This is a genomic window from Tepidiphilus sp. HLB4, from assembly GCF_054823945.1.
This window is the reverse complement of the sequence record NZ_JSYB01000030.1, coordinates 19,897-32,671: the sequence shown is the minus strand read 5'-3', so window position 1 is coordinate 32,671 and position 12,775 is coordinate 19,897. Positions and strand designations below refer to the sequence as shown.

The window sequence follows — 12,775 nt, the reverse complement described above, 5'->3', positions numbered from 1 at the left end:
GGAATTTACAGAAAGGATGGTACACAACCCAGGGCGGGGTCGTTGCGCAGGCGCTGCTCGATGGCCTGCAGCGTCTGGCAGGCATCCCACAGGGGCTTGCGCAGGTCGGGCCGGGCAGCGCCGATGGAAATGAGCGTGCGGCGCTGGCGGCGGATCTTGGCATGCACGAAGGCGCGTGCGAGCGTGGCGGCAGACGAGGGGGTGGCGAGGGTGAGGAGTTGCCCCCAGCGACGGCGGGCGTCGTTGTGCGGAGCGCCGACCCAGTGGGAAAGCCGCCGTCCGGCACGGCCGTCGAGGATGAGCACCGGGACTTCGTGTGCCGAGAGGCAGGCAAGCGTGCTGCTGTCGAGGTGGCAGCGTGCGCGGATGATGACCCGTTCGAGGAACTTGATGGGAATGCGCCGTTCGAGCCGGCCGGCGGCGTCGCGCAGACCGAGGACTTCGCCCGAGGCTTCGAGGAGGGTTCCGCTGCGGTCGAGGTAGAGGGTGGTCATGGGGGTGTGCTCATGTGACGAGGAAGTAGTCGCCGTGGTCGATCGGCGTGGCGCTTCCCAGGCGTAGGGACTCGGTTCCGGCGTTGAGCAGGATGAAGACGACGCGGTCGGTTTCAGGGTCGATGAGGCGGTTCAGGGCGTTGCGGGTCTGCTGCAACTCCTGGGTGGTGAGCCAGCATTCGTAGAAGGACTTTTGCCCGCCAAGCGCGTGGCAGCGCACGAGCTTGAGTGCCTTCACCAGCCGGGCTGGGTCGCTGATGTCGTAACCGATGAGAAAGAGGTGCCGTCCGTTCATGCGCACAGTATGGCGCATCGATAGGGCGGCAAGGACAATGACAAGCTTGTCGCAAGCGATGGAAAATTTTTTCGGTCAGTGGATTACGGTGTTTTTTCGTACCTCGTCAAAGCCGCTGCGGCGATCGCGGCAAGGAGCGCCGCCGCGAGAAACGCGGCTTCGGCGCTCCAGACGCTCCACAGCCAGCCGGCGAGGCTGCTGGCGGCGAGCAGCGCGAGGCCGCTGAGCAGGTGGAACAGGCCGAAGGCCGTGCCGCGCAGTTCGGCCTGGGCGGCGTGCGCGATCATCTTGGCGAAGATGCCTTGCGTGGCGGCCAGATGCAAGCCCCAGAGCACGGCGGCAAGGAAGACCGCCGTCGGGCCGCTTGCTGCCGCCAGCAGCAGATCGGCAAGGACGAGGGCGGCGATGCCGGCAAGGAGCAGGCGCTGTGGACCGATCCGGTCGGCCGCGGTGCCGGCCGGGTAGGCGAGCGCGGCGTAGGCCACGTTCATGGCGATCATCACCAGCGGCACTGCTTCCGTGGCCAGCCCCACGTCGTGCGCGCGCAGCAGCAGGAAGGCTTCGCTGTAGCGCGCCAGCGTGAAGAGCACGCCAAGGCCCACGATCGCCCAATAGGCGCGCGGCAGGGAGAGGACCTGCCGCCAGGAGAAGGTCTCGCGCACGGCGGGCGCGGTGGCGCGGGGCGGTTCGGGCACGAGCCGCACGAGCGCGAGTACGGCCAGGATCGCCGGCAGTGCCGCCACCCAGAACACCAGCCGAATGTCACCGGCAAACCAGGCCATGAGGGCGAAGGCAAGGAGCGGTCCGACGAAGGCGCCCACCGAATCGAGCGCCTGGCGCAAACCGTAGGCCGCGCCGCGCAGCTCGTCGGGCGTGACGTCGGCGATGAGCGCGTCGCGCGGGGCTTCGCGGATCCCTTTGCCGAAACGGTCGAGCAGCCGCGCCGCCAGCACCCACGAGACCGAGGCGGCGAGCGGGAAGAGCGGCTTGGTGAAGGCCGAGAGCGCATAGCCGGTCACCACGATGGCCTTGCGCCGGTGCAGAAAGTCCGACAGTGCTCCGGAGAAGACCTTGGTGAAGGCCACCGTGGCTTCCGCCAGACCCTCGATGAGCCCGATCGTGGCCATCGAGGCCCCCAGCACGCCCGAGAGAAAGAGCGGCAACAGGCTGTGGATCATCTCCGAGGAGATGTCCATGAAGAGCGAGGTCAGCGCCAGGCCCCACACGCTCAAAGGCAACGCGCGCAGGCCACCACGGGGGGCAGGATCAGACAAGGGCATGGGAGGGAACTCCGTCCTTTTTATCGATGATAAGGCATCTCGAACGCTTCTTTCGAACGGCGTCGTTCGATTCACGGATGAACCGTTCGATTTTCGGACGACCAGGAATCGTTGCCTTGTGCTGTGATGCAAGAAACTAATAGTTGAATTAGCCTATATTCTGGTTGAACTCATTGTTGCAGTGCGTCATTTCAAATGTGGCACGGAGCTTGCATACAAGAAACCAGGCGTTCATTCGCGAATGCCGTTCGTCAAACAAGGAGGAGACACCTATGGAGACCGGACAGCAGACCTCTCGAGCCGGGGGGCAGACTTCCAAAGTCCAGGTGATGGGAATCGACGCCGGCGGCACGATGACCGACACCTTTTTCGTCCGCGAGGATGGCCGCTTCGTCGTCGGCAAGGCGCAGAGCAATCCCGAAGACGAGTCGCTTGCCATCTATAACTCGTCGCAGGACGCGCTCGCACACTGGAACCGCACCGTCGACGACGTCTATCCCGAACTCGTCACGGGCGTGTATTCCGGCACGGCGATGCTCAACCGCGTGGTGCAGCGCAAAGGGCTTGAAGTGGGGCTCATCTGCAACAAGGGCTTCGAGCACGTGCATTCGATGGGGCGAGCGATCCAGTCTTATCTCGGCTATGCCCTGGAGGAGCGCATCCATCTCAACACCCACCGCTACGACGAACCGCTCGTGCCGCTGTCGCGCACCCGGGGCGTCACCGAACGCACCGACGTGCAAGGCGAGATCGTGGTGCCCTTGCGCGAGAACGAAGTTCGCCAGGCGGTGCGGGAACTGGTCGACGCCGGTTCCAAGGCGATCGTCATCTCGCTGCTGCAATCGCACAAGAACGCGACCAACGAACGGCGTGCGCGCGATATCTGCCTCGAAGAACTCGATCGGCTTGGAGCAAAGATCCCGGTCTTCGCCTCGGTCGATTACTACCCCTCGCGCAAGGAGAGCCACCGCACCAACACCACGGTGCTCGAAGCCTACGCCGCCGAACCCTCGCGCCAGACGCTGAAGAAAGTCAACGACCGCTTCAAGAAACACGGCGCCAAGTTCGACCTGCGCGTGATGGCTACCCACGGCGGCACGATCAGCTGGAAAGCGAAAGAGCTCGCCCGCACCATCGTTTCCGGGCCGATCGGAGGGGTCATCGGCTCGAAACTCCTCGGCGAGAAACTGGGCTACGACAACATCGCCTGCAGTGACATCGGCGGCACCAGCTTCGACATGGCGCTCATCACCAAGGGTAACTTCGCCATCGCCTCCGACCCGGACATGGCGAGGCTCGTGCTCTCGCTGCCGCTCGTGTCGATGGACTCGGTCGGGGCCGGGGCCGGTTCCTTCGTGCGCATCGACCCCTATAGCGGCGGCATCAAGCTCGGACCCGACAGCGCCGGTTACCGGGTGGGGACCTGCTGGCCGGAGAGCGGGCTCGATACCGTCACCGTGTCGGATTGCCACGTCGTGCTGGGGTATCTCAACCCGAACAACTTCCTCGGCGGGGCGATCAAGCTCGACGTGGAGCGCGCGCGCCAGCATCTCAAGGCGCAGATCGCCGACCCCTTGGGACTGAGCGTGGAAGACGCCGCCGCCGGCGTCATCGAATTGCTCGACCTGCACCTGCGGGACTACCTGCGCGCGACCATCAGCGGCAAGGGCTACAGCGCTACCGACTTCGTCTGCTTCTCCTACGGCGGCGCGGGGCCCGTGCACACCTATGGCTATACGCAGGGAGCGGGATTCCGCGACGTCATCATTCCGGCCTGGGCGGCAGGGTTTTCCGCCTTCGGCTGCGCCTGCGCCGACTTCGAATACCGCTACGACAAGAGCGTCGATCTGGCCTTGCCCCAGCATGCGAGCGACACCGACAAGGTGGCCGCCTGCGCCGTGCTGATGGACGCCTGGCAGGAACTGGCCGCCAAGGTCGTCGAGGAATTCGTCATCAACGGCTTCAAGCCCGAGGATGTGATGCTGCGCCCTGGCTTCCGCATGCAGTACATGGGGCAGTTGAACGACCTGGAGATCGAGTCTCCCGTGGCGCAGGCCCGCACGGAGCAGGATTGGGACAAGATGGTGGAGGCGTTCGAGAACACGTACGGGCGGGTGTATTCCCATTCGGCCCGCTCGCCCGAGCTCGGCTTCTCGGTCACCGGCGCCATCATGCGCGGCTACGTGGCGACGCAAAAACCCGTGCTTCCCGAAGACCCAGATGGCGGTCCGAATCCGGCGGCGGAAGCGAAACTCGGTACGCGCCCATTTTATCGTCACCACAAGTGGGCCGAGGCGACGATCTGGAAGATGGAAGCGCTCAAGCCCGGAAACCGTATCACCGGGCCGGCCATCATCGAGTCGGATGCCACCACCCTGGTCGTTCCAACTGGGTTTGAAGTGCGGCTCGACAAGCACCGCCTGTTCCATCTGAAAGAAATCTGAGGAGGAGACATCCATGAACATCATGAACCCGAACGCGACCCGGGCCGGCAGCTTGCTAGGCAACGGCATGACCTTGAAGCAGTTCCGCGACGGCATTCTCGAGCGTACCGCCAAGAGTGGCCATTACAACGGCCTCAAGAAGCTCGAGCTGCGCGAGAGCGACCCGATCCGCTATGAAAAGCTCTTCTCCAAACTGCGCGGCGGCTTGGTGCATGCCCGCGAGACGGCGAAGAAGATCGCCGCAAGCCCCATCGTCGAGCAGGAAGGGGAACTGTGCTTCACCCTCTACAACCCGGCCGGCGACTGCGTGCTCACCTCCACCGGCATCATCATCCACGTCGGCACCATGGGCGCAGCGATCAAATACATGATCGAGAACGACTGGGAGAGCAACCCGGGCATCAATCCGGGCGATATGTTCACCAACAACGACTGCGCCATCGGCAACGTGCACCCTTGCGACATCGCCACCATCGTACCGATTTTCGCGCACGGCAAACTCGTGGGTTGGGTGGGCGGCGTGACGCACGTGATCGACACAGGGTCGATCTCCCCCGGATCGATGTCGACGGGGCAGGTGTCGCGCTTCGGCGATGGCTACATGGCCACTTGCCGCAAGACCGGCGTCAACGACGTACCGCTGCGCGACTGGCTGCACGAGAGCCAGCGCTCGATCCGCACGCCGAAGTACTGGATCCTCGATGAGCGCACCCGCATCGCCGGCTGCCACATGGTGCGGGCACTCGTGGAAGAAGTGATCGAGGAAGAGGGACTGGATGCCTACGAGCAGTTCTCGTATGAAGTCATCGAAGAGGGGCGGCGAGGTCTGCAGAACCGCATCAAGGCGATGACCATCCCCGGCAAGTACCGCACCGTGGCCTTCGTCGACGTCCCCTATGCGCATCCCGACGTCCAAACCCCTTCCGAGTATGCAAAAATCGATACCATCATGCATTCGCCGTGCGAGATGACGGTGCGTGCCGACGGATCGTGGAAACTCGATTTCGAAGGGGCGAGCCGCTGGGGCTGGCATAGCTACAACGCCAACCAGGTTGCCTTCACCAGCGGCATCTGGGTGATGATGACCCAGACGCTGGTGCCGACGCAGCGCATCAACGACGGCGCCTATTACGGTACCGAGTTCCGTTTGCCTAAGGGAACGTGGATGAACCCGGACGATCGGCGCACGGGCCACGCCTACGCCTGGCACTTCCTCGTCTCGGGCTGGAGCGCGCTGTGGCGGGCGCTGTCGCACGGCTACTTCAGCCGGGGCTATCTGGAGGAAGTCAACTCTGGCAACGCCAACACCGCCAACTGGCTGCAAGGTGGTGGGATCAACCAAGAAGGGGAGGTGCACGCGGTCAATAGCTTCGAGTCGGCCGCTTGCGGCACCGGCGCCTGCGCGATCAAGGACGGGCTCAACCACGCCGCGGCGATCTGGAACCCCGAAGGCGACATGGGCGACATCGAGATCTGGGAGATGGCCGAGCCGCTCCTCTATCTCGGGCGCAACGTCAAGGCCAACTCCGGCGGCTACGGCAAATACCGCGGTGGTTGCGGCTTCGAGACGCTGCGCATGGTCTGGAAGGCCAAGGACTGGACCATGTATTTCATGGGCAACGGCTACATGAACAGTGACTGGGGCCTGATGGGCGGCTACCCCTCGGCGACCGGCTACCGATTCGAAGCGCACAAGACCGGGCTCAAGGACCGGATCATGACCAATGACTCGCTGCCGCTGGGGGCCGACCTCAACCCGAGCGCTTACGAGTACGAGAAGCACATCGACGCCACCGCCCGCGTCAAGCGAGACAAGCAGGCGATGACCACCGAGAAATGCTTCGAGGACTACGACCTCTACCTCAACTATCTGCGAGGTGGTCCTGGCTTCGGCGATCCGCTCGATCGCGACCCTGCGGCGATCGCCAACGATCTCAATCATGGGTTTTTGCTGCCGGAATATGCGCGCAAAGTCTATGGTGCGGTATTGCTGCAAAACGAAAAAGGCGTGTGGTCAGTCGACGCCGAGAAGACGAAGACCCGCCGCGCCGAGATCCGCAGGGAGCGCCTGCGCCGCGCCGTGCCGGTGAAAACGTGGATGCGAGACGAGCGCGAGCGCATCGTCACCAAGCACGCGAGCCTGCCGGTGCGCCACATGTACGCGACGAGCTTCGGACTGTCGAAGAAGTTCTACGCTGAATTCAAGAAATTCTGGGATCTCCCGGCCGATTGGGAACTCACCGAGGATGAACTAGGGGTGCCATCCTACGGTTCCCGTTACCGGATGGACCTCAGCAAGCTGCCCGACGTGCATCCGGTGGTTCTAGTGGAAGAATGAGCAAGACGACGGCGGGGAATCCCCCCCCGCCGCAATGAGGAACGAGGAGACGAACGATGGCAACGACTTACACGAAAGAGCAGATCGAGAAACTCATCGACGGCCGGCTGGATTGGGACACGGTCTTCCGTATGCTGGCGATGCCCAAGGACCCGGAGCGCTTCGAGCTCTACGTCGGTGTGCTGCAGGAGCGGCTCGGCTGGAAAGACAAGATCATCCTCCCGCTGGGACCGCATCTCTACATCGTGCAGACCGCCGCAGACAAGCGCTGGGTGATCAAGTGCGACTGCGGCCATGAATTCTGCGACTACCGACAGAACTGGAAGATGCACGCCGTCATCTACGTGCGCGACACGGAAGAGGCACTCACCGAGATCTATCCCAAGCTGATGGCGCCGGACCCGGCCTGGCAAGTGTATCGCGAGTACTACTGCCCCGAGTGCGGCACGCTGCACGACGTGGAGGCGCCTACGCCGTGGTATCCGGTGATCCATGACTTCGAGCCGGACATCGAGGCGTTCTATAAAGAATGGCTGGGGCTGCCGGTGCCGGAGCGGGCGGCCGCCTGAGATGCAAGGGAAAGGCGTGCGCGGTGCAATGCCGCGTGCGCCGACCCGAACAAGAAAGGGAGGGGGACGATGGCGATCGAACTGGCGACGGGAACCCCGTTCGCCCAGACTTGGCTGGCCGGTTTTCTTCAGCGCTACGGTTGCGCCGATCTCGGCGAGCTGCGCGAGGCTGCCGCACGCGAGCCGGCCCGTTTCTGGGGCGAGACGGCCGAGGCGCTCGAGATCCGTTGGGCGCAGCCCTACACCGAGGTGCTCGACGTCTCGCGCGGCATCATGTGGCCGAAGTGGTTCGTCGGCGGCCAATGGGATTTCTACGATCATCTCGTCGGGCGGCGCGCGCGCGAACTGCCCGAAGAGGACGCCCTGCTGTGGGAGGGGGACGATGGCACCGTGCGCAGTCTGAGCTGGAGGGAAGTGGACGACGAAGCGCGGCGGCTCGCCTCCGTGCTTCGGGGCTTGGGGGTGGAGCAGGGAGACCGGATCGGCGTTTTCCTGCCCATGCTGCCCGAGACCGCCCTCGTGATGCTCGCGACGGTACGGCTCGGGGCGATCGCGATGCCGTTCTTCTCCGGCTACGGCGCCGAGGCGGTGGCGAATCGCCTCAACGATGGCGAAGCCAAGGTGCTGGTGTGTGCCGACGGGTTCTTGCGCCGCGGCAAGGCGGTGCCGATGCTCGAGGAAGCGCGCGCCGCCTTGGAGCGCTCCCCCTCGGTGCGGCATCTGCTCGTCGTCGGCCGGCTCGGTGCTTTGCGTGGAGCGCCTTCGGCAGGCGCGCATTGGCAGGAACACGACTACGCCGCCCTTCTTGTCGCTGGTGCGCGGCACGAGGATCCCACCGTTTTCCCCGCCGAGACGCCGTCGATGATCCTCTATACCTCGGGGACCACCGGCAAACCCAAGGGCGTGGTGCACACCCAGATCGGCTTTGCCCTCAAGGCGGCCCAAGATCTGGCCGTGGCCTTCGATCTCAAGCCCCGCGATCGCATCCTCTGGGTCACCGACATGGGATGGATGATGGGTCCTTGGCTCGTCTATGGCGGTTGGATGCGCGGTGCCACCATCGCCTTGTTCGAGGGGGTTCCGGATCATCCCGACCGGCGGCGATTGTGGTCGCTGGTCGAGCGGCACCGCCTGACGCACCTGGGTTTCGCGCCGACGCTGGCGCGCCTGCTGATGGCTGCGGGGGACGAGGCTCTGCCCCAAGCAGGGATGCTGGAGACGCTGCGCGTGTTCGGCTCCACTGGTGAGCCCTGGAACGAGACCCCCTGGCGCTGGCTCTACGAGACGGTGGGCGAGAAGCGCCGTCCGATCATCAACTATTCCGGCGGCACCGAGATCGGCGGCGGCATCCTCTCTTGCTTCGTCGGTTTGCCGCAAAAACCCTGTGGTTTCGCCGGTCCGATTCCTGGGATGGTGGCTGACGTGGTCGATGTAGATGGACGTTCCTTGCTCGATCGGCCGGGGGAAGTCGGGGAATTGGTACTGCGCGCGCCCTGGCCAGGGATGACGAGGGGCTTCTGGCGCGACGATGAGCGCTATCTCTCGACCTACTGGTCACGTTTCCCGAACGTGTGGGTGCACGGCGATTGGGTGGCCGTAGACGCCGACGGGCACTGGTTCATCCAGGGTCGCAGCGACGATACGCTCAAGGTGGCGGGAAAGCGCGTCGGTCCGGCCGAATACGAGTCGGCTCTCGTTGCGCATCCCTGGGTGGCCGAGGCGGTCGCCATTGGCGTACCCGACCCCCTCAAAGGCGAAGTGGCGGTGTGCTTCGTCACCTTGCGTCCCACGGCGGCCCCACGCCCCTGGGTGGAACTCGAGCAGGAGCTGATCGCCCATGTGGCCGAGGTTCTTGGCAAGGCGCTCGCGCCCAAGCGCATCCATCGGGTGCCCGTCTTGCCGAAGACGCGCAACGGCAAAATCCTTCGCCGCCTCGTGCGCGCCGCCTATCTCGACCAACCTCTGGGAGACCTCAGTTCGCTCGAAGACGCCTCGGCGATCGAGGCGATCCGATCCTGCCGCAGCGCATCCTGATCCGTTTCCTCCCTTTTACCCATGGCCACCGTTGCTTTTACCGAAAAACGGTGTAAGCTTATGTGGCCATAGGGATTTTTTGTGTTCACAAAAAGAGCGGAAAACGTCGTCGACGCCATTTCGCCGAACACATGAGGAGAGGGTAGAGATGGACGCTCGATTACCCGGGGATGCTTTTCCCGAGCCGGAAAAAGAGCGGGCGGTGATGACGGCGTGGGAGCGTTTCCTCGCCGGCGAGCGCGAGCCCGTGTTTTCACTGAGAGAACTGGTGGCGCGCTCGTGGGAAAGGAGTCAGCGCCTCGCCGTCGACCCGCGCCAGGCGGCCGCACCCCCACCGATCGCCGACTCTTCCTTGGAGGAGATCAAGGCAGGGTATCGCGACTTGCTGCAGGCGAGTGCGCCGGTGATGGCCTGTGCCCGGGATTTCCTCCGCGAGACCGGTACCGTGATGTTGCTCACCAACCCCTCCTGCATGATCCTGACGATGGAGGGGGATGCACCGACGCTCGATGCCGCTAAAACCATCCACCTTCAGCCGGGCGCAGCCTGGGGCGAGGATGTATGTGGGACGAATGCCATCGGCACGGCTCTGGTGCTGGCGCAGCCGGTGCAGATCCACTCGGCGGAGCATTACTGCGCCGGCATCAAGCGCTGGAGCTGCGCGGCGACGGCAATCCGCCATCCGCACGACGGCGAGATCTTGGGTGTGCTCGACGTCTCCGGCCTGTCCCGCTCCTTCAGTCGCCAGAGCCTGGCCTTGGTGGTTACCGCGGCGCAGCGCATCGAGAGTCGCATCACGATGCAAGAGATGGAACTGCGCTATCGCTTGCTCGAGGTGGCGCGATCCCGCAGCCGCAGTGATGGCATGCTCGTCGTCGATCGACGGGGCTACCCCATCTGGGCAAGCGAAAACGCCCGGGCGGCGATCGAAGCCTTGGGGGGAATGATCGATTTTTCCCGTCCTTCCCGGCTCGTCGGTCCTATGAATCCGGCGCAGGATACGCCGGCCGTGCCATCGTGGTTGCGTCCGGAATGGCTGGAGGCGATCGTGGATCACGGTGAGCGTCTCGGTGCCGTGGTGCATTTGCCCTTGCCGCGGGTAGGCCGGGCGGCGCGCGGCGCCAGCGAGCGTCATTACGTTGCCAACGAGAGCGTGCCTCATGCCTTTGCCGGCATCGTTACCGCCGATCCGACGATGCAGGCTTTGATCCGCAAGACCGATCGCCTGGCTCGGGCGAAAGTCCCGATTCTCTTGTTGGGGGAGACGGGGGCGGGCAAGGAAGAGTTCGCCCAAGGCATCCACCGCGCCGGGCCGCACGCCGGCGGCCCTTACGTCGCACTCAACTGTGGCGGCCTGTCGCGCGAGCTGCTCGCCAGTGAGCTCTTCGGCTACGCCGAAGGCGCGTTTACGGGGGCACGGCGTGGCGGCATGGCCGGCAAGCTCGAGGCGGCCCACGGCGGCACGCTCTTCCTCGATGAGATCGGCGAGATGCCGCTCGATCTGCAGCCGCATTTGTTGCGGGTGCTCGAGCGCGGCGAGATCTATCGACTCGGTGAAAACACCCCGCGCAAGGTCGACTTTCGCCTGATCGCCGCCACCCACCGCGATCTGCGCCGTGAGGTGGAGGAGGGGCGATTCCGTATGGATCTCTTCTATCGCATCGCGGTGACCACGCTCATGATTCCTCCCTTGCGCGAGCGACAGGGGGACGTGGCGGTACTCTCCGCACATTTCGTTGCCCATTTTGCCGCTCGGCACGGCCTTCCCGCCAAACCCTTGAGTGATGAGGCGCTCGCCTGCCTGCAGCGATACGCTTGGCCGGGCAACGTCCGGGAATTGCGCAACGTCATCGAGAGCGCCTTGCTGATGAGCGAGGGGGATTCCATCGAGAGAGGTGATCTGCCGCCGGAGATCCTCGGCGAAGGCATGCCATCCGAGGAGAAAACCCTCTTTATCAAAGAAGGGAATCACTCCTTGGACGGGGCGATCACCCTCGTGGGGGCGGAAAAGAGCGCCATCATGCGCGCCATAGCCGTCCATGGCGGCAATCTGACGCGGGCGGCGGCCGATTTGAAGATTGCCAAAAGCACTTTGTACGAAAAGCTCAGACGTTATGGACTTGATGATAATATCATAAAAAGGCGCAGCAAGGGTTGAACCACGCCGCCGGTCAGGTTCCGGCTGCTGTCGAACCGGTGGGGGGTGAGCGCCTCACGGATTCGCTGCTTCGTTGAAGTAGAATCGGCGCAGGGCTACCGACTGGGTACGTGCTCGCGCCAGGGTGGCTGGTCGGAAAACCGTTCGACGAGAAAATCACATACCAGCTGCAGTTTGTGTGAGCGCTGCCGGCCGGCAGGGTAGACCAACCACACACCGGTGAAGGGGTGGCGATAACGCTCGAGGAGCGATACCAGCTCCCCGCGAGCGATCGCCTCCTCGACGTAATAATCGGGCAGGCGAGCGACTCCCAGCCCTTTGCGAACGGCATCGAGCAAAGCAGCTCCGGAGTTGGCACGCCAGCGCCCTTCGGGGCGTACCTCCCGCACTTTCCCCCCTTCGCTGAACGTCCATATGGGGTGGGTGCCGAGCAAGCAATCGTGCTGCTTCAGATCTTCCAGGGTGCGAGGAACGCCCCGGCGGCCGAGATACTCGGGACTGGCGCAGACGTACTCGCGCCGGTCACACAGGCGCCGGGCGAGCAAAGAGGAGGGTGCCTTGAGGTTCCCCATGCGAACCGCCAGATCATAGCCCTCGCCCACCACGTCGACCTGCTCGTTGGTGAGCGTCAGTTCGAGCCCCAAATGAGGATGGCGCAGCAAAAGCTCGTTGAGCAAAGGCGCGATGAAGCGCTCGCCGAAGGTCGTGGCACAGGTGATCCTGAGCGTTCCCCGGGGTTCATGCTGCTCCTGCACGAGGAGCGCCTCGGCGGCATGGAATTCATCGAGCGCTCTGCTGCAGCGTTCGTAATAGGCTTGTCCCGCTTCGGTGAGGCGCACGCTGCGCGTGGTGCGATGTAATAAAGGGAGTCCCAAGCGTCGTTCGAGTTCGGAAACGCCGCGGCTGACGTGCGACACCGACACCCCTAGACGCTCGGCCGCAGCGCTGAAGCCTCCTCGCCTCACCACTTCGACGAACGCCTCGACCTCATCCCAACGCCGCATGTTCGGCCTCGACCATTTCTCAGTAAAAGACGTCGTGATTATTGCATGATGACAACGATCCTTTCTCATCCGGTAAAAAAGGAGGAGACGAAACAGCGTAGACTGAGACGCACGACTTCCCATGCCGCAGCCGAGTGCGGCTACCTTTCCGAAGGAGTT

At 64.0% G+C, this 12,775-nt stretch carries 9 protein-coding genes; 5 read left to right on the top strand and 4 right to left on the bottom strand.

Features of this window, described 5'->3' with window-relative positions:
* Positions 1-5: 5 nt before the first annotated feature.
* From OA56_RS06460 to OA56_RS06450, 3 genes are all read right to left on the bottom strand, one after another.
* A complete protein-coding gene (locus OA56_RS06460) occupies positions 6-494 on the bottom strand; it encodes a CRISPR-associated endonuclease Cas1 (RefSeq protein ID WP_461584155.1) in 489 nt (162 codons plus the stop codon).
* A 10-nt stretch (positions 495-504) separates the two neighbouring features.
* Positions 505-789 carry a CRISPR-associated endonuclease Cas2 gene (locus tag OA56_RS06455; protein WP_055424241.1) on the bottom strand — a complete coding sequence of 95 codons (285 nt, stop codon included), beginning with the start codon at positions 787-789 and terminating at the stop codon, positions 505-507.
* A gap of 83 nt (positions 790-872) precedes the next feature.
* Entirely contained in the window at positions 873-2,069 is a 1,197-nt protein-coding gene (locus OA56_RS06450; protein ID WP_461584152.1) for an MFS transporter, read from the bottom strand.
* Positions 2,070-2,341: 272 nt separating this feature from the next.
* On the opposite strand from OA56_RS06450, the gene OA56_RS06445 reads away from it, so the two are divergent.
* From OA56_RS06445 to OA56_RS06425, 5 genes are all read left to right on the top strand, one after another.
* A complete protein-coding gene (locus OA56_RS06445; RefSeq protein ID WP_141056333.1) occupies positions 2,342-4,513 on the top strand; it encodes a hydantoinase/oxoprolinase family protein in 2,172 nt (723 codons plus the stop codon).
* A gap of 13 nt (positions 4,514-4,526) precedes the next feature.
* Positions 4,527-6,851, top strand: a complete 2,325-nt coding sequence (locus OA56_RS06440; protein WP_461584150.1) for a hydantoinase B/oxoprolinase family protein — start codon at positions 4,527-4,529, stop codon at positions 6,849-6,851.
* Positions 6,852-6,907: 56 nt separating this feature from the next.
* Complete coding sequence (locus OA56_RS06435) at positions 6,908-7,420, top strand: acetone carboxylase subunit gamma (protein ID WP_461584148.1); 513 nt, start codon at positions 6,908-6,910, stop codon at positions 7,418-7,420.
* A gap of 69 nt (positions 7,421-7,489) precedes the next feature.
* The gene (locus OA56_RS06430) at positions 7,490-9,454 is read left to right on the top strand and encodes an AMP-binding protein (RefSeq protein ID WP_461584146.1); all 1,965 of its coding nucleotides are present in this window, start codon (positions 7,490-7,492) and stop codon (positions 9,452-9,454) included.
* Positions 9,455-9,602: 148 nt separating this feature from the next.
* Complete coding sequence (locus OA56_RS06425; protein ID WP_461584144.1) at positions 9,603-11,612, top strand: sigma-54-dependent Fis family transcriptional regulator; 2,010 nt, start codon at positions 9,603-9,605, stop codon at positions 11,610-11,612.
* Between the two features lie 95 nt (positions 11,613-11,707).
* Here the strand turns inward: OA56_RS06425 and OA56_RS06420 are convergent, their stop codons facing one another.
* Positions 11,708-12,616, bottom strand: coding sequence for a LysR family transcriptional regulator (locus OA56_RS06420; protein ID WP_461584142.1), 909 nt, complete (start codon positions 12,614-12,616; stop codon positions 11,708-11,710).
* Between the last annotated feature and the right edge of the window lie 159 nt (positions 12,617-12,775).

Bases quoted from the DNA above. Each gene is read 5' to 3' on its own strand.
- OA56_RS06460 (WP_461584155.1), bottom strand. From the start codon at position 494: ATGACCACCCTCTACCTCGACCGCAGCGGAACCCTCCTCGAAGCCTCG.
- OA56_RS06455 (WP_055424241.1), bottom strand. From the start codon at position 789: ATGAACGGACGGCACCTCTTTCTCATCGGTTACGACATCAGCGACCCA.
- OA56_RS06450 (WP_461584152.1), bottom strand. From the start codon at position 2,069: ATGCCCTTGTCTGATCCTGCCCCCCGTGGTGGCCTGCGCGCGTTGCCT.
- OA56_RS06445 (WP_141056333.1), top strand. From the start codon at position 2,342: ATGGAGACCGGACAGCAGACCTCTCGAGCCGGGGGGCAGACTTCCAAA.
- OA56_RS06440 (WP_461584150.1), top strand. From the start codon at position 4,527: ATGAACATCATGAACCCGAACGCGACCCGGGCCGGCAGCTTGCTAGGC.
- OA56_RS06435 (WP_461584148.1), top strand. From the start codon at position 6,908: ATGGCAACGACTTACACGAAAGAGCAGATCGAGAAACTCATCGACGGC.
- OA56_RS06430 (WP_461584146.1), top strand. From the start codon at position 7,490: ATGGCGATCGAACTGGCGACGGGAACCCCGTTCGCCCAGACTTGGCTG.
- OA56_RS06425 (WP_461584144.1), top strand. From the start codon at position 9,603: ATGGACGCTCGATTACCCGGGGATGCTTTTCCCGAGCCGGAAAAAGAG.
- OA56_RS06420 (WP_461584142.1), bottom strand. From the start codon at position 12,616: ATGCGGCGTTGGGATGAGGTCGAGGCGTTCGTCGAAGTGGTGAGGCGA.